Source organism: Sedimentibacter sp. B4, from assembly GCF_000309315.1.
GTDB classification, from domain to species: Bacteria; Bacillota; Clostridia; order Tissierellales; family Sedimentibacteraceae; genus Sedimentibacter; species Sedimentibacter saalensis.
Window position 1 is genome coordinate 1 of the sequence record NZ_CANG01000035.1, and the last position, 23827, is coordinate 23827.

The following is a 23827-nucleotide window of genomic DNA, read 5'->3' on the forward strand; positions in this document are numbered from 1 at the left end:
TGAACTTGAACTACTATGTTAGCAATACCACCAGTTGTAGCTGTATTGTAAACAGTTGTAGCTCTAGCTTCGTCTAAGTCTGATACATCACCGATTGAGATTGAATCATCTGATTCGTCATAGATGTATACTGCTACATCTTTAGCAAATCTGAATGTGCTTGATCCGATTTCAATATATGTTGAAGTTACATCTCCGCAAGAAGCAGTTGTGTAAGTGTCAGCAATAGCCATAGCGTCGATTGCATCTATTTCATCATCTGTTCCGAAGTCAAAGCTTACTGCAGCTGAAGTTGAAACTTCAAATCCGTTTGAACCTATAGTTCTGTTTGCTTCTGACAGGTAAACTACTTCTTCACCATCGATGAATGCAGTTACTTCGATAACTGTCTTGCCAGCTGAATTCTTAACATATCCCATCTTGCTGATTACGCCGTATACATCGTCATTTGCAGACTCAACGTTGCTTGTAACGATAACAACTATTTCACCGTCATCATATAATACAGTGTGAGTAGCTCCATCAACCAAGTTATCAACTGATGCAACTTCTTTGTCAACTGTGTTGAATACTATAACATCTTCTGAAGTGATATCTTCGATATCATCTGTGTCAATTGCAACAGATGTAGTTCCCATTATTTCAATTTCGTCAATATATCCGTTTTCATCAACAGAGTATTTGATCAATTGGTTAGGTGAGAATGAATATTCGAAGTCAATATCTCCTGTAGTTTCGCCTGAAACTATATCTACCAATGATACTAAGTCTGCATCTATTACGTCAGTTGCAGGAGTTTTGTCAGTGTAAACTGCTACATCATCTAAAGCATTTTCATCTATAGTTACCAATACATCGTATACTACAGTTTCTCCGTCAGTTGTTAACAGTTTCAACTGTGGATAATCTGTTACAGATCCGTCCATCTTAGTTGAATATTCGCCTTCTGCTGAAGCAAGAACTACTGCATAGTCTGTTAAAGCTTCGCCATCAGTATCAACTGCAAATATTTTACCTGCATTGTCTAAGTAGAATACGCCTTCATCTCCAACAGATGGTCTGTCTTCGTAACGAACTGAATTTGTAATTCTGCTTAATGAGTATTTAGTTCCGTCAACATATATTGTTGCTTCACTGTCAGCTGTCTTTGTTACTGTACCTTCTACAGAATCTTTAACAACTACCAACTTAACAGGTGCGCCATCAACAGCTTTGTAAGCTACTACAACGTCGCCTGATTCTATGTCTTCCAATGAATCAACTGCTCCAGTAACAGTTACTTTATCTAAATCAAGATCTCCGTCACTGTCTTTTGGCAATGCAATTGTTGCGTTTTCGCCAGAAATCTTAGCTTTTCCAGCTACATAGTCAGTATCAACTAATATAGCTTCAGTTGCTTTTGTAGCTATGAATTTTTCTGCTGCATCTCCGCTTTCGATTTCTTCAGAATCACCGTCTTTTATTGTATCTAAGCTATCTTTTGATATAACAGTAATCTTAGCTTCAGCACTATTGCTTCCTCTGTACAGCAAATCTTCATAATCAGCAGCGTCCATAGTTACTTGTTCGCCGTTGTAGAATACTGTGATTTGTCCGTCAGTTTTGATTGTATATTCATCCCCTTCAGCATCTTCGATTGTTAAATCATCTCCGCTTACTCCAGTAACTGTTCCAGAAAGAACCTGAGAATTGTTATCTTTGATATATACAACTTCATCTTTAGAGTTAGTATAAACGTCTAAGTATTGATATACGTATGGAGTTAAATCAACTTTATCTCCAGCATAATCATTATCATCAGCATCCAACTTATCAGTTGATACATAGTAGTATTCTTCAAGTGTTGCTATATTGTCTATAAGCAATTTTTCTGGAGATACTTTTACTACTACGCCATCTTCATCAATAGTAACTAAAGCTACTTCTAATGCATTGTATATAATTTGAGCTACTCCGCCTCTGTCTGCCGCAGCAACGTTCATTGTTACATCATCAGTAAGTCCTAAGTCAATAGCTTTTACTTTGTAGTTTGTTGGCCAAGTTCCTTTAAGAGCTGCATCAGTGTAACCAATTGCTCTTACTACCATTGTTAAAGCTTCATCATAAGTTACAGTCTTGTCTGGTTGGAAAGTTCCATCTGGATAACCTACTACTAAGCCAGTTCCAGCAGCTATAGCTACATAACCATTTGCCCAATGTCCTTGAGTGTCAGTAAAGTTGCTAGTTGCTCCTGCTACTAATTTTCCATAACCTAAAGCTTCAACTAATACTTTAGCTAATTCAGCTCTAGTTATAGTCTTTTCAGGTCTGAATGTTCCGTCTTCATAACCTTTGATTACGCCTAATGCAGATAATGCTTCAACTGCAGTTTCGTAATCGCCAGTTACATCTTCAAATGTGCCTGCGAATGCAAAGCTCATGCTTGATAATACCATTGCTATTACCAAAACAAGTGATAATACTTTTTTCATTCTTTATTTCCTCCTATGAAATTTGTTTGTGGGTGTTTAGGTCCCCTGCACCTCTCATTGTGTCAGCACAATGACTAAAGTATTATAACACCGAGATATTGACAAGTCAACATTAATGAGATTAATGTAATTTTATTGTAATATTCACGGCATAAGTGCCAGCGTGCCTATGTATATAATATAGCATAGGTTTTTGAGTTTAATATTACAGTAATGTTACATGTACATGTTTTCCTGGAGATTGTCCTTGATTGGTGGGAAATGTGTCGATTTATGAAGTTGGAGGGATGTGAACATAAGATGTCAAATAAGAGAATTGAAACGGGAGGGCACGAGACCCTCCCCTACTAAATGGCTATAATAATTTAAATTTCAAATATAAACATTATTTATCTGTTATGTTTTCGAAGGTATGTTCAATGTTGTCGCCTGAATCGCTGCCCTTATCGTCTGTCTTTGAGTACAGTGCTTCAAATAGTGACAGACATCCAAGAATTGTCATTGCTATTCCTATTATAATGATTACAGTGTTTAATGCTGCTTTAGAATTTATTATGCAATATGAAGCAAATAATATTCCAGCACCTGAGATTATGAGCATTATTACATCAGAATAGTCGCTTTTTCTTATGGCGTTAAAATATATAGGAACAGTTAATATCAATAGCAATATTCCAGTTATGAACATTATTAGTTCTGGTCTGAACAAGCCTAGAACTGCTGCAGTAACTAAAGCTGCATAATTTATTTTCTCTTTGGTTTTTAAGTATTTGTACGTCATTTTAATGTTTACCAGGTTGTAGACCAAGACAGAAAGCATGGCCAGGCGTATTGCTATGCTGCCAATGTATTCTGCCGCCAGTATAAATATAATACCCGCCAAAGTAAGTGAAAGACTGATTATCTTCAATGTTCTGGTTTTATAATTCATGTTGGAAAACAGCATATGCTCAACCCCTTTTTATTTTGCTTTATTATAACATTTATAGATTTGGTTTACAATATTAAAGATGAGATACTAGATAGGCTCATGATTTAATCAAATATTAAAGCCGGGCGAACACGAGGTCCGCCCCTACAGAATGATGATCGGAAGTTTTGTGGTTTTAATGCAATGGGTTTTGTTGTTTTAAATTTATTGTATAATTGAAAACTTTTATATTATAATAAACATATTACAAATGATGAGGAGATTGCAATGTTCATAGTTGATACATCTGATACGTATTATCTGGATAAAATATATGAAGATATGGATAAGCTCTGCAGCAAGTACAGTAATATTTTAAGTATGGAGTCTATTGGCAAATCTGTTGAAGGAAGAGACATTGTTGCTTTAAAGATAAGCGGAGGAAAAGATGAGATTCTTCGCTATGCTCAGAATTACACGAGTGGGGGATTTTGTGATGACAGGGATGGGATATTTCGTTTCGAGCAGAATGGCATCAGTACTAAGGCTGGAAATGAAAAGAGAGATTCTTCGCTAACGCTCAGAATGACAGCTTCCGGGTTTAATCAAAAAACAAAGCCTTCGGTACTTTTTACAGGAGGGATTCATGCCCGCGAGGATTTTTCCGTAATGCTCTGCATGAAGATGATTGATTATTACTGCTACTGCTATAGTGAAAGAAAAGATTATGAAGGTTATGATGCCAGGAAATTAATTGATGCTGTTGATTCGTTTTTTGTACCTGTGGCAAATCCTGATGGGCTGAACATTGTACATCATGGAATCGAAGCTTCTTCAAATTATGAAAAACTTAAAACTATGCAGATATGGGGAGAGGATCACACTTATTGGAAGGCAAATGCAAACGGTATTGATATAAACAAGAATTTTAATGACGGAAACTGGGAAATAAGGACTTGTGTTCCCGGAACGGAAATACCATGCTCAGACCGCTTCAAGGGATTTACAGCAAGCAGCGAGCCTGAAACATTAGCCCTAATAGACTTCTGTAATGAAAATCATTTTTCCCTCATGGTTACTTATCACTGCTCCGGCAACTGCACATTCTGGGCTGACAGCGGAACTCACGGTATGTTTAAAGGCCTTGACGAAAAAATTATGGATGAGTTAAATAAAAAGTACATTTACAGAAAAACTAAAGTCAGCATGGATCCAAAAATTTATGGCTGCGGTTTTGAAAACTGGTTCAGGGCAAGAATGAAAAGACCGGCATTTTGCATAGAGTTGTCTCCCTTTGTTGAAGGAGGGAAGCAGCATCCAGACAATTTGTTCCATGAGCTAGTATGGGAGCATGCAAAGAGTACAGGGTTGTTTTTTGCCGAAAAGGCCGCTGAAATTGATAATGAGATTTTTGGAGATGTTGAGAAATATGCTGCGTTGACGAAATAAAAGTATAGATTTATGCGGGAGGACACAAGGTCCTCCCCTACGTGATTTTATTTGAAAGTTTTGTTGGTTTTAATATACGTAATGATAAATGCGGGCGGGAACATGACCCGTCCCTGCGTGATTGAATTTTTAGATTTTGTTTAATTCTGCGGGAGGACACGAGGTCCTCCCCTACGGATTGAAAGCGATATATTTTTACAGTTACAAACTATGTGTTGTGTTATAATGTATTTTGAACTATATTAGTTTTATGTAATTTACAATTATTGGAGGAAAATAATGAATGCTGAAATACTTTGTGTAGGTACTGAGCTTTTGCATGGAGATATTGTCAATACAAATGCCCAATATATATCAAAAAAACTGGCTGAAATAGCCATTGATGTACACTATCAGTCTGTTGTTGGAGACAATCCCGGCAGGATTAAAAAAGGCTTTGACATAGGATTTTCAAGAGCTGACATTGTAATATGCACAGGAGGACTCGGCCCCACCCAGGATGATATTACAAAGGAAGCATTGGCTGAATACTTCAATGTTGAAATGGTTTATGACGAAAAAAGTTATGATCATGTGAAGGAAATGTACTCCCGCTTCAGAAAAGACTTTCCCAAGAACAACATGAGGCAGGCATATTTCCCAAAGGGTTCAATTATATTGAACAATACCAACGGCACTGCCAACGCATGCATATTAAAAGGTGAAGACAGCAAAGGAAACATAAAAATAGGTATATTGCTTCCGGGACCTCCCAAGGAAATGGAGCCTCTCATGGACAATGAGGTCATACCTTATCTGAAGCAATTTTCAAATCAGGTGGTTTACGGTGAGAAGCTTGTTGTTGTAAATATAGGTGAATCCGCTGCCGAAGAATTGATTTTGGACATCATTGAAAATCAGACTAATCCCACAATTGCTCCCTATGCCAGCGCAGGCAAGGTAATTTTCAGAATAACAGCAAAAGCAGACAGCAAGGAAAAATGCATGGAGCTTATAGAACCGGTGAAAGAAGAACTCATCAACCGATTTGGCAAAAACAACGCATATGTAACAGAAACAGGCAAGGTTGAAGATAAGACTGCAGAGCTATTGATAGAGAAAAATATAACCATAGCAACAGCTGAATCATGCACAGGTGGAATGTTAGCTTCCAGATTAGTAAGTTATCCCGGTATTTCAAAAGTCTTCATGGAAGGTTTTGTTACATACAGCAATGAAGCCAAAATGAACACACTGCAGGTTAAAAGGGAAACATTGGACCAGTTTGGTGCAGTAAGCGAAGAAACGGCCAAGGAAATGGCATATGGTGCTGCTCAGGCTGCAGGCACAGACATAGGTGTATCAACGACTGGAGTGGCTGGCCCTGACGGCGGCACAGAAGAAAAACCTGTTGGATTGGTTTATATATGTGTATACTACAAGGGCAAGTTCAATGTTATGAAAATAAAAAATACCGGCTCCCGCGAAATTATCAGGGATAGAGCGGCTACTTCTGCTTTGGACCTTGTAAGAAGCAGTGTTGAAGAAAACGGTCAATAATTAAGAGTTAAGAATTAAGAATCGAAATATAAAAGATAAAAGATGAGATCCTTCGCCTTCGGCTCAGGATGACATAGCTACAAGTTTTTTCATTTATAACTTGCGGGCGGACACGAGGTCCGCCCCTACATATTGAGCTATGAACGTTGTATTCATGCAGATTTGTTCTGACTGACGGTATTTTTACTTGTCTGAATTGTTTGCCAGTATTCTGTTATATTCGCTCAGCTTCTGGTCTGCCAGGTAGAAAATGCTGTCCATTGGATAATCACCGTATACACCTTTTTCTCCTGCTTCAACACCTGTAAGAAGTTCAAGTCCTTCCTCTATGGTTTTTACCGCATAAATGTGAAAGACATCCTTAACCACAGCTTCAACAACTTCATCCTTTAACATAAGGTTGTCAACATTGCTTTCAGGAATTATAACTCCCTGGTTTCCTGTGAGTCCCTTAATGGAGCATATATCAAAAAATCCTTCAATTTTTTCGTTAACTCCTCCAATGGGTTGAATTTCACCCATCTGATTAACTGATCCGGTCACAGCAAGGTTTTGTTTTATGGGAACATTTGATAGGCTTGACAAAATTGCATATAGTTCTGCACTTGAAGCGCTGTCACCTTCAACTCCTCCGTAAAGCTGTTCAAATGTAACCTGAGCTGTAAGTCCAAATTGTTTTTCCTGTGCAAATTTTCCTCCAAGATAGCCGTTAAGGGTAAGCACTCCCTTTGAATGGATGTTGCCGCTCATTTGTGTTTCTCTCTCAATGTTGATTATTCCCTGTCGTCCAGTGTACGTCCTTGCGGTTATTCTTGAAGGAATTCCAAAAGCATATCCCGACGCATCCATTACAGACAAACCATTGACCTGGCCCACTACGGCTCCTTCTGTGTCTATTAAAACCTTTTTATTAAGAATCTGTTCCTGCATTTTTTCTTCCAGCATGTTGGAGCGGTATTTTTTGTTCTTTATTGCCTTGTCTACATGATATGCATCCACAAATTCCGAATTGTCTGCCTCAGCCAGCGCTGATGATTCATACACTATTTCGCTCACCACATTGAATCTGGTTGAAAGTTTGTTTTGATTTTCAGCAAGTCTAGAGCCCATTTCAACCACTCTTGCCAATGCCCTGTTGTTAAAATGCTTCAAGTGCTGCTTTTCACACACTGAGCCTATGAATGAAACATATTGCCTTATATTTTCCTGGTTTCTGTCCATTTCAACATCAAAGTCCACGTTCACCTTAAACAGCTTCTTGAAATCTTCATCGGAAGACAAGAGGTAGTAGTACATATAACTTCCAACCAATATTACTTTAACATCAAGAGGTATGGGCTGAGGCTTCAATGTCACTGTAGGCACAAACCTGGTTTGTTCACCGATATTTTCCACAACAGCCTGTTTGTACTTAAGAGCCTTTTTAAGTGCATCCCAGGCATATGGGTCCATGAGGAGATCTTTTGCTTGGAGAATCAGATATCCACCGTTTGCTCTTTGTAATGCTCCTGCTTTTATCATTGTAAAATCAGTCATTGTGGTCATCATAAGGCTCTTGTATTCTATTTTCCCAAACAAATTGTAGTAATAAGGATTACTTTCTATGATTACGGGAGCTCCTGTTGCTTTTTCATTGTTTACAAACAAGTTGACCTTGTACCTTACAAATGGGTCCTTGATGTCTTTAGATTCAAAAAATCTGCCGTCAAATAACATTTCATCATCTTCATCGGTTGTTTCAGTTTCTTCCTGAGCTTCAGTAGCTACTTCATCATTTACCATGTGGTGCACACTGCTGAATATGCTGTGATTTTCAGCGGCGTCTTTAAGCACCTTGTCAAGATAATCGACAATTGCCGGTATTTCCTTGTATTTTTCTTTAAGCTGATTAATAAGAGGTTCTGCTGCAGCATGTGCAGTTTGTTTTTCCAGCTCTGTTGTCTGTTCCTCGGAAATTCTCTGCAAAACCTGTCCTTCACGTATGCGGTCATCAATTTCCTTGGCAAGCTTGTTTCTGTTTATTTCAATTTTTTCCTTTGTATCCACAGGAAGCTGATTGTATTCATCAGGTGTTATGAGCCTGTTGTCCTTGAGGGGGATCAAAAGTATCTTTGTTCCTGCCTGCTGTATTCCAAAACCTGCAGTTACGGCCATTTTTTCAATGTCTCTCAATATGGATGCCATTTTTTCGCTCACCTTTTGAACTATTGTTTCCTTCTGCTGCTGAAAATTGCTTCCTTCAAATGCTTTTGGTATATAAACAGCAAGGTTTGCTATTAATTTTTCCATATCTTTCTGAAAAATTTTCCCCTGGCCTGCAGGAAGAGTTATTGCCAGCGGTTTATCCCACTCGTTGAAATTATTTATATAGCACCAGTCTCCAGGTATTTTTCCCTTAGCGGCTTCATTGTTTACAACTGATTGAGCATATGTGCTCTTTCCTGTTCCCTGGTGGCCGAGAATAAATATATTGTAGCCGGCGGCATTCATAGAAAGACCAAACTCCATTGCCTTTACCGCCCTGTCCTGTCCGATGACTCCCTTTGGAAAATTTACTTCCTTTGATGAACCGCAGAAATTAAGTTCATCTTCAGTCATGCAGATTTTCTTAAGCTTTTCTGTTGGCACCTTGTATTTATCTATATTAATTTTGTCAGCGTAATCCATATATCCTCCTTTAAATAATCACTTTAATTTACATATACCCCTCAACTTTAATATTAAACGAAAATATGCAAATTGGACAATATATCCTGCTGAATTTAAAAGTTGTCCACAGTATATGGTATTTTAGAAATATTTATTAACATTTTAACTGCAAATAAAAAAAAGGTAGGTACAAAACCACCCCCATATGATTACAAAATTGATTCAATGATGTAGAAGAGCACTACTGTCATCCCGAACGAAAGATTACAAAATTTTTGAATTAAAAACACGGGAGGACACGAGGTCCTCCCCTACAAAATTGTAGAAAATAAGGTTTGTCAATAGTTTGAGACAGGTACAAGACTGCTTAATAATTTACATTACGCTTACTCAGTTTTTAAAGTCTTGACTCCTGCTATGAAGAAGATTGCTCCCATACCCATGAGCACTATTGTTGGAAATACTGCCGCTTCAAATCCCATTCCCTTGCTTGCTATTCCTTCTATTCCCTGCATAGCCCATTTTTGAGGTGTAAGTTCTGCCAGGAACAATAGAGCCTTGTTGTTGACTATATCAAGAGGCCACATGCACCCACCAAGCATGGATGTGCTGGTCAAGACAACCGGCACAATTGCACCAAGCTGAGCCTGTGTCTTTACAAAACCAGACATCATAAGCCCCAGAGATGTTACTGCAAATATGAATGCAGCTGCAACCATCAATACTCCGGACATACTGTTTCCCCAGTCAACTCCAAGCAGGTAGTTTCCGCACAAAATCAGCACTCCCATCTGAACAACTCCTGCCAAGTACGCTACTGTCATGCTTCCTCCAAGTATAGAAATCTTTGAAACCGGAGATATGAGCATCCTCTCCCAAGTTTTGTACTGCTTGTCGCTTAATATTGTTCCTATTGAAAACACCATGGTGTACATGGAAAAAAACAATGTAAATCCTATCATAGTATGCTTCATACCGTCGTAACCGGACTGGTTTTTTGTATGGGCAATAGTGGATATTACATTCATAGGATTCTTGTACTTCCATGAATCCATGACACCTGCATATGTCTTGGCTCTTACAGCTTCAGTATCCGCCATATTATCCTGAGAACTGATATAATCCGCCGTAATATCTGCAACTTTAACTGCACCTGCCATTTTTGAAGCAATGCTTGTTACTGCCTGCTGAAGGGTGAGAATCATTGTGTCATCTTTTATTTTTATAAATCCAAGTGACACTTCACTGCCTGAAATGAGACTTTCTTCAAACCCGTCGTAAACAACCATCGCCACGCTTACGTTTCCTTCCTGAACACTTTTAGAGGCTTCATCCATGTCAGTCACAACAAAATTAAAAGAATTATTTGTTCTTAGCTCGTCAATGAGCATTTCTGAATAGTTGCTTTTATCTTCATCGACTATCATAATTTCAGGTCTGTAGGTATTGAATGAAATTCCAAACACAGCCGTCAGCACAAGTGCCATTCCGGTCATGAGCACAAAAACCAGCACGTCGTCCTTAAGCCTTAACAGTCTTAACTTTATTATGCTTAACATAATGTTCCTCCTTTCCACTTAAAATTGCAACAGATAGAATTAAAAATACAATTCCTATTAAACCAAGAGCCGCAACATTTTTTATTACATCATTAAGCCCATACCCCGTCATGACCTTAATATAAGATTTAAGTGCTAATCCGTTCAAGGACAAGAAGCTTAAGTTTTGAATTGCTTTAGGCATAACATCTACGGGAAAGAAACTTCCACCCAGAAGAGCCATCCCCTGTATGATTGCAGATTCAAATGTGTTGGCAAGTTTGAAGTTGCCTGCTCTGAAAGTTGCAGAAGCAATGAATGCTCCTAGCCCTGCAACAGCAAATGCTGCAGCAGCACTAATAATTGCAGTATTTACAATGCTTCCCCACTGAACCTTGAGAGCAAAGTGAGAGTAGATTATCATTATTGTTATTTGTATTGAACAAAGCAAAAGCACAACCACAAACTTTCCCGACAAAATGCTGAACTTTGATGTTCCTGCCATTATCATCCTTCCATATGTCTTATTTTCCTTTTCCTCCAGAAGCATTCTCCCCCCATGACCTGCAGAAAAGAGAATAAACATGGACATCATGGCAGCAGCATAGTAATCTGCGCTTGTTATGCTTTTTCTTTCTTCAACCACAACATCCTTTATTTCAATGTCCATATGTTCAAGCACATTTGTAAGTTCTTCCATTACAATGTCTAAATTCTTAAGTTCGCCTACACCATTAGCCATTGCTTCTTCAATAATAACATTCTTACCTATGATAACTGATGCAATTGCACTGGAGTAAGACTCCATCACTGATTTTACTACTACCCCTTCAATGCTTTTATCTGGATGCACCTCAACCTTGATGTCAACATTGTTTCTGAACGGAGTGACAAGGTTTACTTTCATGTCATACACAAATTTTTCCGGAAGAGTCACCACAGCCGATACTTCTTTTTTATCAAGAAGCTCCATTGCAGTTTTTTCATCCTCGACTTGGTATGATATTATTTTTGAAACCTCATCGCTTCCAAGAAATTCTTCAAAGAATATTTTTTCAGGATCAACATCACGGCTAGAATCTCCAAGCTCTGTGATAGTTTCTTCCCCCATGTTTTTTGAAAAAATACCGTTTCTTAAGGTTTCATCAAACATCCTTGAATCCTCTTCCCCGTCATACAGCTTCACAACTGCAATCTTCACGCCTTCATCAAAATAGTCACCGTCAGAAAATGAAGACTTCAAAGCAAAACTCAATATTGTCATCAATATGAGCGGCATGATTATTATTATTGCAACTGCATGTTTATCGCTTAAAATTGTTCGTAAATCCTTAATAATAATGCTTAACATTTTCATACGCTCACCTTAATCCCTAAGGGCTTTTCCCGTCAAATGAAGAAACACTGCTTCAAGATTGGGTTTTTTGACATCAATTGACTTTATAAACATTCCGTTTTCTGAAACCTTCAATGCAATGTCAGCAAGAAGAGTATCGGCATTTTCTCCGTGGAGCACAACGGTGTCATCAGAAATCCTTGCATCAGACACACCTTTGATTTCTTTTAACCTTTCAGAAATCATGGCATCCACTCTGTTCAGTCTCACATTTATCTGTGTTTTTTCTCTAATCATTTCCACAAGCTCATCCTGACTGCCGGAAGCAATAATCTTTCCTTCATCCATGATGCAAACCTTGTTGCAAAGATATTCCACTTCCTCCATGTAATGGCTGGTGTAGATTATTGTTATGCCTTGATTGTTAAGTTTTAAAACTGTGTCAAGTATGTGGTTTCTTGATTGAGGATCTATACCAACGGTGGGTTCATCCATTATGAGCATCTCAGGCATGTGAAGGAGGGCAGCTCCGATGTTGAGCCTCCTCTTCATTCCTCCTGAGTATTTGTCAACCCTGTCTTTCAATCTTCCGTTAAGCTCAATTATATCAGAAACTTCATCAATTCTTTTCTTAAGTTCATCTCCCTTAAGTCCATATATGCTTCCCCAAAACCTGAGGTTTTCATATCCGGAAAGGGTAGGATAAAGAGCTATTTCCTGGGGAACAACCCCCAGTCTTTGTCTGACTGACTTCTGGTTATCAAATATACTTTTTCCATCGTACAATATTTCTCCTGAAGAAGGAGCCAGCAATGTTGAAATCATAGATATAGTTGTGGACTTTCCTGCACCGTTTGGTCCCAGCAGCCCAAACACATCCCCTTTTTTCACCTCAAAGCTGACTCCGTCAACAGCATTGACTTTTCCGAAATTTTTATATAAATTTTCAACTTTTAACATAACACACCCCTAATCTTCATTATTGAACAAGTTCTTCATCATGTCAGGCATACTTTCATCCATTTCATCAACACTCAGCGTATTATCATTTGACAAGACAGGAAAATCAAAGTTTTGTTCCTTATTGATGTCAAAATTGTTCAAATTCAGTTTGTAACTGAGCCCCTTAATCTCTTTTTCATCCGGGTCAATAACACTTGCAGAAATTTCAAATGTTTCATTTACAATATATCCGTCTATATCAACATATGCAGTATATATAAAGCTTTCAATGTTGTAATTGTCTATGCCAGTTTTCAGTTCTGCAAGAATGCCTTCAAAAGATTTTACATTTGATTCTTCTGAACTTTTCTCAATATATTTCCTATAGAAACTATTAAGCTTTTCATCCCTTGCAAGTATGTCAGTGCTTTCCTTGACCAGGGTTTTTATCTGCTGATCATTTAATTTTATTTCATACTCAGTTGTTTTGACTTCTCCGTCTGGAGTTGTAAGGACAATATCCTTCCCCTTGAAAACATCGTCATCATTCATGAGGCTGATCCATTTTTGTGTTATAAAATCAATGGTTTCTTCTGAAATAATCTCTTCATTTTCTTCAACATTAACATTTGCCTCTACTTCATCGAGCTTCATGTATTTTCCAACCACCGGAAGTTTCATAAACATTTCTTCACCGTTTATGAACACTTCAAAATCAAATCCAAGGCCTCCCATGTTGAGATAATTTCTGAATATGCTTTTTCCTGCTTCATCGTCGTAGGAAACATTGAAGCTTCCCTTCATGTCCTTGTAATAATTAAGTTCCTTTATTTCTTCAGCAGTCAAATTTTCAGTGTTGAGTTCAATTTTAGTTGCAAATTCTCCTGAAACTTTGCCCCTTGTAATCTGATTCGTTTTCTCCGATGCTTGTTTATATTCTTCAAGACTGCTGGTATTGCATGCTGACAGTGAAATCATAAGCATAAGTGCCAATGCTGCAAATAATATTCTTTTCATAATACCCTCCTGTAGGTTTTATTATATTACAATACCATTTTATATTTATTTAAAGTAGTTTTCTAGTATCGCAAATCACATAATTAAGTTGTGAAGCATGACTTTTGGCACATTATTTTTCTTACTGACAAGGGCGAACACAAGGTCCGCCCCCTAGAAAAATCTAACATTTAATTAATATCTACAAATCATTTTTGATTGTGAAGACTGCGAGCTGTGTTCTATCCCTAAGGTCAAGCTTTATTAAAACCCTTGTTATGTGATTTTTAACAGTGCCTTGGCTTAAAAATAATTCATCTGCAATTTCCTTGTTGTTTTTTCCCTCTGCTATGAGACGACAGATGTCTTTTTCCCTGTCCGTCAACAAATCTGCTCTAGGATCTATACTTTTTTCCCTTTTTTCCTTAGCAAGCTCTGAAAATTTGTCTATTACCTTTACAGCAACCTCCGACTGAATGAGGGCTCCGCCGTTATACACAGTGCGCACAGCCCTGGCAATTTCAGAAGGAGAAGTATCCTTTAACATATAGCCGGAAGCTCCGTTTTTCAAGGCATCATAAATATATTCATCATCATTGAATGTTGTAAGCACTATTACTTTGACCTTAGGAAAATCACGGTGAATCATCTTTGTCACCTCAACACCGTTTAATTCAGGCATTTGAATATCCATTAGAACAACATCCGGCATGTTCCACTTGCAAAATTCATATGCTTTTTTACCGTTGTTGGCAGTTCCTGAAATTTCTATGTCTTCCTCCATGCCAAGTATTAGTTTTAATCCTTCAAGTAATATATCCTGATCATCAACCAACAGTAACTTTATCATACATCCTCCAAATAAAGAATTCCTTTTACATAAAAGCCATCATGAGACTGAAATTCTACACTGCCCTTAAAATCCTCTACCCTTTCGCGAATTCCCTTCATTCCAAAACCTTCTTTTATGTTTTCAGAACCTCTGCCGTTGTCCTTGATGGAAAAACTTACAGAAGTTTCTGAATAATCAAGCTCAATTTCAATTTTTGTGGCGCTTCCATGTCTCACGGAGTTTGTGAGGCTTTCCTGCAATATGTGGTAAAGGGCAGTTCCTGCTTTCACATCATTTATTACTTCTCCGCTTATATTTAAATTTATTTCCGCACCGGTTTTTTGCGAAAATTCATCAATAAGTGTCCTTACTGCTTTTTCCGGTGATACTATTCTCTCTTTTCCTCTTAAAGTTTCAACAACTTCCCTTATTGAGGAAAGGCTGTCCCTTGCTGTTTGTATGGAATTTTGAAGCATTTCCTGTGTCTTGCCTGAACCTGTCTTCATGTAATGCTCCGCCATCTGTAGCTGCATTATCAACGCAGTCATGTTATGTCCAAGATTGTCGTGAATGTCTCTTGCAATTCTGTTTCTTTCTTCAATCACAGAAAGACGGTTGACTTCATCAGTATATTCTCTCAATTTTCTGTGGGCATCCAGAAGCTCCTTGTAGAGCACGTCCTTTTTTTCCTTCTCCTGCTTGTTTTGTTGAGCAAAAGATGCGATGATAAGGATTAAAATATTAATCATGAAAAAAAACATCATCTGAGACACGCTTGATAAATTGAATTTATAGTAAATCAAGTATATGTACTTAATCATTGAAACGAGAACAATCAATGTTCCAAGTATTATTCCCTTTGTAAGTTGTAATGTAAGCGTTGCTTCAAGAAGTACAATTATGTAAAATGAGTGAAAAAAGTAATTGATAAGAAGTCTTGAGTTAAATTCAATTAAATAAATAAGTGCTGTGTCCGCTGCAAAAGACATGAGATAAACTCTCTTTTTATCTTTAATGAAGTATTTACCCATGTTAGTCACAAGAAAAGCAATGAACAATAAACATAATATAATAAGACGCTGCTTTTTTGCACTTTCAAAGTACAACGCAGATGTGAATAATGATATGAATATTACAGCCTTTAGGATGTATAAAAATTTCTTATATTTTTCCATACAAATCTCCTGCTTCTTTTATGTACATTATACATTATACGAATATGGATTTCCATAAATATGAAAATTTTTTATCAAGGTAAAACAGCTGAAATTTGATGCTCAACCCCGGGCGGACACTAGGTCCGCCCCTACAAATCTGGAAAATAAAGTACACTGTTATGTTATCCATAAATAAAAAAAACGGAATGGCTTGCCATTCCGCTGGAGCATTACTCCTACTATAATTATATCGTTTATATCAAGTTTCTCTCAACTATTTGTTTTACAACAAATGTTGCAACATGATTAGCAAAGCTGCCTGAACCAAATCCTGCATCATATCCAAGTTCCTGTGCAAGTTCGTGAGAAATACGAGGTCCTCCGCACACAAGAATCATTTTATCTCTCAACCCTTCAGCTTCCATCATTTCAACAAGCTGAGTAAGATTTGCTATGTGTACGTCCTTTTGTGTTACAACCTGTGATACCAGAATTGCATCTGCCTTAAATTCTATGGCTTTTGCAATAAGTTCTTCATTTGGAACCTGGCTTCCCAGGTTTATTGCTTCAATTCCGTTGTATCTTTCAAGTCCATAATTTCCATCGAAGCCCTTCATGTTCATGATGGCGTCAATTCCTACTGTGTGAGCATCTGTTCCTGTGCATGCTCCTACAATAACAACGTCTCTTTTAATGTTTTCTTTTATATAATCTTCAACCTGGTGTCTGTCCATGAACTCAATGTCTACTTTTGGCACTTCAATTGTAGTGTAGTCAACAGTGTGAGTGCATTTACCGTACATTACAAAGTATGTGTAGCCAACGCCCAAGTCCTTTGAATAAACAACTGCAGGCTCGTCAAATCCCATTTTGGAAACCAGCTGCTTTGCAGCCTCGCTTGCTTCGTCTCCGTATGGTACAGGCAATGTGAAGCTCATCTGAACCATTCCGTCATTTAATGTGTCACCATAAGGTTTTACATTTGTTAAATCAACTTTTTGAATTCCTTCCATTACTTCACACCTCCAAGCATCAAATCAATAAATGGGTTAAAGTATTTTTCATCTTTTTCCACAACTCCTGCAAGTCCTTTTCCGCCTGTGAAACTTCTCTTAACTCCGCCGAACTTTCCTTTTTCAATTGTATCGAAAATTCCTTCAGTTTCGATGTCCTTCAAGAGGCTTTCAGCTTTGGCGAGAACTTCCTGAGCTCTCTTCTGAATCATTCCGTCTTTCTTGAATTCAACTTCATCGCCTATGTTTCTTGCATTGTTGAAAATGTACTGTGCATTTTCAATTGAAAGCATTCTGTCCTGAAGATGAGGAGTATGAATTGCTTCAGTTGGCATACCAAGAAGCTGAATACCCTGGTGTGTCCAGATTGATATGAAATTGAACAGTGCATCCTGCAAATGTCCTCTGAATATGTTTCCTGTCATGAATTTTGTAGGAGGCATGTATTTCAATGGAGCCTTAGGGAATATTTCTCTTGCCATCTGTGCCTGTGCAAGCTCATACAAAAATCCGTTTTCCAAAGTTGGGTTCATTTCAAATGCATGACCTAATCCCATTTGTTCTTCAGGAATCCCTGCCTTAAGAGCAAACTGTTCGTTTATAAGCTGAGAAGCAAGCACTGTGTGAGCTTCTTCAACTGCATCAGCTGTAGTAAGGTAGTTGTCTTCACCTGTATTTATGATTATTCCTGCAAAGCCGTTGATTATTCTTGAGAAATACTGGTCAACAAGAGTTCTTTGCATGTTGATGTCTCTGAAAAGAATTCCGTACAATGCATCATTAAGCATAACATCAAGTCTTTCCATTGCTCCCATTGCTGCTATTTCAGGCATGCAAAGGCCTGAGCAGTAGTTGCAGAGCCTAATGTATCTTCCTATTTCTTCACCGACTTCGTCAAGAGCTCTTCTCATTATTCTGAAGTTTTCCTGAGTTGCAAAAGTTCCTCCAAATCCTTCAGTTGTAGGTCCGTATGGAACATAGTCCAACAAGCTTTGAGCAGTTGTACGTATAACTGCAATAACGTCAGCTCCTTGTCTTGCAGCAGCCTGAGCCTGGAGAACATCTTCATAGATGTTTCCTGTAGCAACTATTACATATAGATAAGGTTTCTGTCCTTCACCTATTGTATTTAAATAATCTTCTCTTTTTGCCCTGTTGTTTTTTATTCTTTCAACCATCATTTTTGCAGTTTCATAAACAGCATCCATGATTTTTTTCTCATCAGCAATTGGAAGCTTTGTGATATCTATTTCGCCGGCACTGACTTTTTCTGCTATTTCCTGAGGAGTGAGTCCCGTGTTTACCATAGCGTTTCCAATCCAGAATGCTACTCCTCTTGACAGTCCACCGCCTTCCTTGATGTTGTCAACAAGTACATTTGGAAGAGGTTTGTCGATTTCGTCAACGCCGTCAACTCCCATAAGTCTTGCCACTGTTCTTTCAACTGTTACAGTTGTGTTTTTATCTATAAACTGCTGTACATTTTCAGCTATGTTTTTTGCAGCTGAACGCGCGCTGTCAATGAGTCCTTGATTAAGGTTTAATTTGCTTTCCATGTTACCTCCCTTTTTTGTAATTAAGAGTGATTAATGAATAATTAAGAATTATGGTTGAATTAAGGCTTTGCCTTAATTTCTCATTCAATTCTTAATTCTTAACTCTTAATTCTTAATTAATATAATTCTCTGCATCTTCGATAATTTCAGGATAAATGCCTGCTATGCTTGCAATTCTCAGTGCATCCTTTGGAATATCGCTTTTATATTTAACTTCAATAAGCCTGTAATCCATATATTTGGATATTTGTTCAATGCTTCTGTTTACAAATAAATCAGCCTCATCAGGAAGCTTCAGCCCGGCAACCTGCAAATTCTGAACTTCATCATCATTTGCAACATTGTCATAATGTGTTGTGAGCACCGTTATGCAATCCTTCTTTTTAAGATAGTTGACAACAGCCTTTGTGATTGCATATCCTTCCTTTGGATTAGTACCTCCTGCAAGTTCATCCACCAAAATAAGACACCTGTCAAGAGAATTCTCCAACGCTTCTTTTAAATTCACTATTTCCGCACCAAAGGTACTAAGTCCTTTTTCAATGGACTGATCATCTCCAACTGATATATATATGTGATCGAAAAGACATAATTTTGCATACTCACACGGCACAAACATACCGTAGCTTGCCATGGCTGCAATTTGTCCAATCATCCTGAGGGATACAGTCTTCCCCCCCATGTTTGCCCCTGTAATGCATATGACGTTTTTTCTTAAGTTTAAATCAACAGGAACATATTCCATATGCTTTTCTTTCAATGTCTTTTCAAGCTTAAGATTTCTTCCGCCCTTCACATCCAATTGAAGCTCAGAAATTATTTCAGGCTCAACGGAATTTGTTTTCTGAGCGAAATTTGCTTTTGCAATTATATAATCCGTTTCACCTATGACACGGGTATTTTCAATGAGCACACCATAATATTTTTTTATTTGAGAAGAAATTTCCTGCCTTATATTATATTCCTCTTCTTCTTCTTCCCTGGATAAAGCTTCGTATTTTTGCTCCAGTAAATCAATGCTCTCGTTGTTTTTGATTTTGAAAATCACATTAAGATAGTTTTCTCCTGATATACGAAGATTTATGTCTCTTGACATTTCTTCGACTTTTTCTTTCTGAGATTTGCTTATTGTTGCTTCATCTCTTGTGCTCAGTTTGATGTTGTATTTTTTTTGTACATCTTCTTTTATATCATTTTTTAACTTCTTAATGTCTTTTTCAACTTGTCTTTTTTCATTTCTTAAGTTTTTAAGTTTTTCCGTATATTCATCGTAAATATAAAATGTGTTCAGATTTTCATGAGATGGATCCAACAGTTCATAGAGCTGCGGCAGAGGTGTAAGCTGCTTTAAATTATTTATGGATATGCCTCTTAAAATTTTATCCAGTCTTTGCACTTGAATCAGGAAATTCTTGACTTCAAAAAGCTCAACTTCATCTAAAACCTGATTCTTGTTTGCCCTCTCTATTGTTTCATATATGTTCTTGATATGTTTGAGCACGTCAATGATATCACGCCTTTTTCTGTTTTCAATAAATGCCCTTATTTTATTGAACTCATTCTTAAGATCTGCCTCTTGACCCTTAAAAAAAGGTACAGCTTCCTGCTTTTTTTTGATACCATATTCGGTAATTGGTTTAACCTCGCTGAAAATATAATCAAAGTTTATATTTTTAGCCGTGTTCTCTGTCATAAAACGCTTCATTCTGCATCACCGCCCGACACCACATCAACTATTTTCACTGCTGGAATATGTCTTTCCATGCTTTCCCTGAACAAGGCACTGTCAAAAAAATACCCTGCAGGAGATACAGGATTCAAGGTTACAGCCACAACATTTATGCTGTTAAGCGTTACAACCTTGAGACCTTTTTGTCTCATTTCATTCCACACATTAATATCCGTGAACAATTTTGTACCATCTTCTATTATTACTTCAATGCCTCTTAAATATTTGTTTTCCCATAAATCTTTCAGCAAAGCTGTTGTTACTGCCCCTTTGACAAACACACAGGCAGCATTCTCATCAATAAGCTCGCTTATTTTTTTGCCCCCTGTTATGCTTGTTTTAATTTCAGGAACAATCACACTTCCATCATGCAATATGATGCATGTTTTGTTCTTCTTTGAAACTATCCTTTTAATTTCATCCGTTGTTTGTTTCAAAGTATAGCACTCAACTGCGTGAGCCGTCTTTTCAATGACTTTTTTCATGTCTCTGCTTAAAACCGCTCCTGTTGCCATTATACAGGCATCGGTTGCTGCAGGTGATGAAACAGCCTTTCTGTCAATTGCTCCGTCGATAAAAACAATTTGTGCCCCAAAATGTTTTAATCGCCCTGCCACGTACTTCATATCCGTAACATTAACAGGCCCGGCAATCTGAATATTGCCTCCCTGTCTTACCTTGACAATTATGACTTCTCCCATTGGAGTGCTTATTCCTGTTGTTTCCAGTATTTCCGTCTTTGCATCAGACAGCAGAAGAGTTTTTTTGGCTGTTGCTGCATACATACCTTCCCTTACGTAGACGGAAGGTTTTTGTGTCTGCGTCACAAGATCCGTATTTTCTCCATCTCTGCCTGTTGATGTTATTCCAATTTTAATATTGTTGTTTTCTGCCTCTTCTATGAGATAATTGAGTGCCACTGTCTTACCTGCATTTTTTGCAAGCCCGATTATGGATACAGTTTCAAAGCCATTTTGTCTGATAGAATCAATTAGTCTCATAAAAGCCCCTTTTTACTCAATTAAGAATTAATAATGAATAGTTAATAATTATGGTAGGATTTGTGCAAAGCACAAATCCTTTCATTCAATTCTTAATTCTTCACTCTTAATTCTTAATTTCTATTCCTTCATTCTTAATTCTTAACTTTTTATTCGTGGTGAACTCTTTCTCTTCTTGCCAGTTTAGTAGGCTCTAATGCTAATTCATTTCCTTGCAATAAGCCTGCTACTCCTGTTAACGGATCTGACTTCTTGCCCTGACATACATCGCATGTACATTCAATGTCTGGAAGATGTGGTTCTGTGTATGTTGTTATAACGCCTTCATAGTTTCTTAAAATTACTTTGTCAGCTGACTGTGACAATACATAGTTTGGCATTACAGGAATCTTTCCGCCGCCGCCAGGAGCATCAACAACAAATGTAGGAACTGCATATCCTGAAGTATGTCCTCTCAAGGACTCAATTATTTCAATTCCCTTTGCAACAGGAGTTCTGAAATGTTCAATTCCAAGAGATAGGTCACATTGATAAATATAATATGGTCTTACTCTGTTCATAACAAGTTTATGAACAAGTTCTCTCATAATATGAGGACAGTCGTTAACTCCTCTTAACAATACTGACTGGTTTCCTAATGGAATGCCTGCATCAGCAAGCTTTCTCAAAGCTTCCATAGATTCAGGAGTGAATTCCTTTGGATGGTTGAAATGAGTGTTCAGCCAAATTGGGTGATATTTTTTTAACATGTTAACCAGATTGTCAGTAATACGCTGAGGAAGAACAACAGGTGTTCTTGAACCAAGTCTGATTATTTCAACATGAGGTATTTCTCTTAATTTTTTGATTATATATTCAAGTTTTTCGTCAGAAACCAGCAAGCAGTCTCCGCCTGACAAAAGAACGTCTCTTACTACAGGAGTTTTTCTGATATATTCGATGCATTTGTCGATGTTTTCCATGGAAACTTCATCATCGCACTGTCCTGCAAATCTTCTTCTTGTGCAGTGTCTGCAGTACATAGAGCATTGGTCTGTTATAAGAAACAATACTCTGTCAGGATATCTGTGAGTAAGTCCTGGAGCCGGTGAGTCAGTATCTTCATGCAGCGGGTCAAGCATGTCTGCAGAACTTACATGAGTTTCTGCAAATGTAGGAACAGCCTGCATTCTAACAGGATCTCTCGGGTCATCCTTATCCATGTGTGCTGCATAATATGGTGTTATACCCATTCTGAATTTTTCCAGCACCTTTGATATATCTTCTTCTTCTTGTTTTGTGATGTTGATTATTTGTTTGATTTTTTCTACAGAGTCGATTCTGTTTTCAACCTGCCATTTCCAGTCGCTCCACTCTTCAGGTTTTACATCCTTCCAGAGTTCGATTTCATTGTAATAAGCCACTATGATCCCTCCATTTTATTATTTTTAGCATGGAAATACTAATTAAGAATTATTTCTTAATTAGTATTTGAATTTATAAATATTACTTTAAATTATGCGTATAATTTAGTGTACAAGTCTCTTAATTCTTTGCTTTCTCTCATTATTTGAAGAGAAATTTCTGCATGTCCTTTACAATATCCGTTTCCTACCATCATGTTAACGTCTTTGCCAACGCCTTCTGCACCTAATGCTGCCTTTGTAAAGCTAGTTGCCATGCTGAAGAAATAAACTGTTCCTTCATCCTTTGTTGCAAGGATTGCAGACATTTCGCAATTTGGTCTGGAAACACAGCTTATAACTAAATCACAAAGTTTTCCGTCTGTAGCTTCCATTATCTTTTCGTAAACTTCAATTGCGTCTGTAGCATCTCCTGCTATGCAAACATCGGCTAAACCAAGCTCTTTAACAGTATCAAGTGAGCTTTGTCTGTGTGCCCAGCAAATAACCTTACCAGTTGGACCGGCTAATTTTTTTGCTTCATACAAGCAGAGAAGGCCTGATTTTCCTGCGCCCCCAAGAACAAGCACAGTATCTCCTTCTTTTACAAGCTTAACAGTCTGTGCAGGTGCTCCTGCTACGTCAAGAACTGACAAAGCCAGATTTTCAGGAATGTCTGTAGGTATTTTAGCATAAATTCCGCTTTCAAACAATATTGCCTTGCCTTTAATGTCTACCTGGTCGATTTCTTTTCTTACTTCAAGTATTTCTTCAATTACTAATGGAGTCAAGGATAAGGATACCAAAGTTGCAATCTTATCTCCAACTTTTAAATCAGTTTTTCCTTCTAATGCAGGTCCTACTTGCTCAACTGTGCCTATAAGCATTCCGCCTGATCCTGTTACAGGGTTTTGGTGTTTTCCTCTTTCAGCAACTATTCCCTTCATTATTTCTTTGATTTTTTCAACGTCACCGCCTGCTTGATCACTTATTTGTGTAAAGCTTGCTGAGTCCACATTTAAAGTCTGAACATTGATCAATACTTCATTATCATATATTTCCATTGTGTTGTCGACTTTCAAAGCTGGCTGTGGCAGCACTCCTTTTGGTTCTATAACCCTGTGAGTTCCGTATGGGTTTCCTTTTTTAATCATAGCGCCTCCTATATTAATGCTTATTATTGGGTGAATATTGGGTATATTCACAATATTATAGTGCAATTATTATGCCAACTTTAAAAAAAAATAAAAATAGGCATATTTCAGTGTTTTTACTTTAACAAAGTTTATCAAAAAATGCTGAGTGCCGAATTTTCAGCTTTTTGATA

At 37.6% G+C, this 23827-nt stretch carries 17 protein-coding genes; 2 read left to right on the forward strand and 15 right to left on the reverse strand.

All coding sequences use genetic code 11. The features are described from left to right. Both BN358_RS06415 and BN358_RS06420 read right to left on the reverse strand, forming a co-directional pair. Positions 1-2471: S-layer homology domain-containing protein (locus BN358_RS06415; RefSeq protein ID WP_019228396.1), on the reverse strand; the 2471-nt coding region annotated here is incomplete at its 3' end. A gap of 385 nt (positions 2472-2856) precedes the next feature. Beyond that, a complete protein-coding gene (locus BN358_RS06420; protein ID WP_019228397.1) occupies positions 2857-3417 on the reverse strand; it encodes a hypothetical protein in 561 nt (186 codons plus the stop codon). A gap of 252 nt (positions 3418-3669) precedes the next feature. Between BN358_RS06420 and BN358_RS06425 the strand changes: the two genes are divergently transcribed. Continuing rightward, a complete protein-coding gene (locus BN358_RS06425; protein ID WP_019228398.1) occupies positions 3670-4830 on the forward strand; it encodes a M14 family zinc carboxypeptidase in 1161 nt (386 codons plus the stop codon). A 279-nt stretch (positions 4831-5109) separates the two neighbouring features. Further along, positions 5110-6369, forward strand: a complete 1260-nt coding sequence (locus BN358_RS06430) for a competence/damage-inducible protein A (RefSeq protein ID WP_019228399.1) — start codon at positions 5110-5112, stop codon at positions 6367-6369. A gap of 183 nt (positions 6370-6552) precedes the next feature. Here the strand turns inward: BN358_RS06430 and BN358_RS06435 are convergent, their stop codons facing one another. The 13 genes from BN358_RS06435 to BN358_RS06495 form a co-directional block, all read right to left on the reverse strand. After that, positions 6553-9036: an ATP-binding protein gene (locus BN358_RS06435; protein ID WP_019228400.1), complete on the reverse strand. Its 2484-nt coding sequence runs from the start codon at positions 9034-9036 to the stop codon at positions 6553-6555. Positions 9037-9404: 368 nt separating this feature from the next. Then, complete coding sequence (locus tag BN358_RS06440) at positions 9405-10577, reverse strand: ABC transporter permease (protein WP_019228401.1); 1173 nt, start codon at positions 10575-10577, stop codon at positions 9405-9407. Beyond that, complete coding sequence (locus BN358_RS06445) at positions 10540-11913, reverse strand: ABC transporter permease (protein ID WP_019228402.1); 1374 nt, start codon at positions 11911-11913, stop codon at positions 10540-10542. The genes BN358_RS06440 and BN358_RS06445 overlap by 38 nt, the downstream gene beginning before the upstream one ends. A 9-nt stretch (positions 11914-11922) precedes the next feature. Beyond that, entirely contained in the window at positions 11923-12852 is a 930-nt protein-coding gene (locus tag BN358_RS06450; RefSeq protein ID WP_019228403.1) for an ABC transporter ATP-binding protein, read from the reverse strand. 9 nt (positions 12853-12861) lie between these two features. Then, positions 12862-13851, reverse strand: a complete 990-nt coding sequence (locus BN358_RS06455; RefSeq protein ID WP_019228404.1) for a hypothetical protein — start codon at positions 13849-13851, stop codon at positions 12862-12864. Positions 13852-14032: 181 nt separating this feature from the next. Beyond that, complete coding sequence (locus BN358_RS06460) at positions 14033-14680, reverse strand: response regulator transcription factor (protein ID WP_019228405.1); 648 nt, start codon at positions 14678-14680, stop codon at positions 14033-14035. Further along, positions 14677-15837, reverse strand: a complete 1161-nt coding sequence (locus BN358_RS06465) for a sensor histidine kinase (RefSeq protein ID WP_019228406.1) — start codon at positions 15835-15837, stop codon at positions 14677-14679. The genes BN358_RS06460 and BN358_RS06465 overlap by 4 nt, the downstream gene beginning before the upstream one ends. 236 nt (positions 15838-16073) lie before the next feature. Next, positions 16074-16832, reverse strand: coding sequence for an OAM dimerization domain-containing protein (locus tag BN358_RS06470; protein ID WP_019228407.1), 759 nt, complete (start codon positions 16830-16832; stop codon positions 16074-16076). Beyond that, positions 16832-18388, reverse strand: coding sequence for a lysine 5,6-aminomutase subunit alpha (locus BN358_RS06475; protein WP_019228408.1), 1557 nt, complete (start codon positions 18386-18388; stop codon positions 16832-16834). The genes BN358_RS06470 and BN358_RS06475 overlap by 1 nt, the downstream gene beginning before the upstream one ends. Positions 18389-18500: 112 nt before the next feature. Next, positions 18501-20093, reverse strand: coding sequence for a hypothetical protein (locus BN358_RS06480; RefSeq protein WP_019228409.1), 1593 nt, complete (start codon positions 20091-20093; stop codon positions 18501-18503). Further along, the gene (locus BN358_RS06485; RefSeq protein ID WP_019228410.1) at positions 20090-21118 is read right to left on the reverse strand and encodes a hypothetical protein; all 1029 of its coding nucleotides are present in this window, start codon (positions 21116-21118) and stop codon (positions 20090-20092) included. Before BN358_RS06485 ends, BN358_RS06480 begins: the two co-directional genes overlap by 4 nt. 149 nt (positions 21119-21267) lie before the next feature. Then, positions 21268-22521, reverse strand: coding sequence for a lysine 2,3-aminomutase (gene ablA, locus BN358_RS06490; RefSeq protein WP_019228411.1), 1254 nt, complete (start codon positions 22519-22521; stop codon positions 21268-21270). Positions 22522-22613: 92 nt separating this feature from the next. Continuing rightward, complete coding sequence (locus tag BN358_RS06495) at positions 22614-23654, reverse strand: zinc-binding dehydrogenase (RefSeq protein ID WP_019228412.1); 1041 nt, start codon at positions 23652-23654, stop codon at positions 22614-22616. Positions 23655-23827 lie beyond the last annotated feature (173 nt).

Excerpts from the sequence above, each read along its gene's own strand:
- BN358_RS06475 (WP_019228408.1), bottom strand. The coding sequence starts at position 18,388 with ATGGAAAGCAAATTAAACCTTAATCAAGGACTCATTGACAGCGCGCGT.
- BN358_RS06455 (WP_019228404.1), bottom strand. The coding sequence starts at position 13,851 with ATGAAAAGAATATTATTTGCAGCATTGGCACTTATGCTTATGATTTCA.
- BN358_RS06480 (WP_019228409.1), bottom strand. The coding sequence starts at position 20,093 with ATGAAGCGTTTTATGACAGAGAACACGGCTAAAAATATAAACTTTGAT.
- BN358_RS06465 (WP_019228406.1), bottom strand. The coding sequence starts at position 15,837 with ATGGAAAAATATAAGAAATTTTTATACATCCTAAAGGCTGTAATATTC.
- BN358_RS06435 (WP_019228400.1), bottom strand. The coding sequence starts at position 9,036 with ATGGATTACGCTGACAAAATTAATATAGATAAATACAAGGTGCCAACA.
- BN358_RS06425 (WP_019228398.1), top strand. The coding sequence starts at position 3,670 with ATGTTCATAGTTGATACATCTGATACGTATTATCTGGATAAAATATAT.
- BN358_RS06420 (WP_019228397.1), bottom strand. The coding sequence starts at position 3,417 with ATGCTGTTTTCCAACATGAATTATAAAACCAGAACATTGAAGATAATC.
- BN358_RS06445 (WP_019228402.1), bottom strand. The coding sequence starts at position 11,913 with ATGAAAATGTTAAGCATTATTATTAAGGATTTACGAACAATTTTAAGC.
- BN358_RS06470 (WP_019228407.1), bottom strand. The coding sequence starts at position 16,832 with ATGGAAGGAATTCAAAAAGTTGATTTAACAAATGTAAAACCTTATGGT.
- BN358_RS06450 (WP_019228403.1), bottom strand. The coding sequence starts at position 12,852 with ATGTTAAAAGTTGAAAATTTATATAAAAATTTCGGAAAAGTCAATGCT.
- BN358_RS06430 (WP_019228399.1), top strand. The coding sequence starts at position 5,110 with ATGAATGCTGAAATACTTTGTGTAGGTACTGAGCTTTTGCATGGAGAT.
- BN358_RS06460 (WP_019228405.1), bottom strand. The coding sequence starts at position 14,680 with ATGATAAAGTTACTGTTGGTTGATGATCAGGATATATTACTTGAAGGA.
- BN358_RS06495 (WP_019228412.1), bottom strand. The coding sequence starts at position 23,654 with ATGATTAAAAAAGGAAACCCATACGGAACTCACAGGGTTATAGAACCA.
- BN358_RS06485 (WP_019228410.1), bottom strand. The coding sequence starts at position 21,118 with ATGAGACTAATTGATTCTATCAGACAAAATGGCTTTGAAACTGTATCC.
- BN358_RS06440 (WP_019228401.1), bottom strand. The coding sequence starts at position 10,577 with ATGTTAAGCATAATAAAGTTAAGACTGTTAAGGCTTAAGGACGACGTG.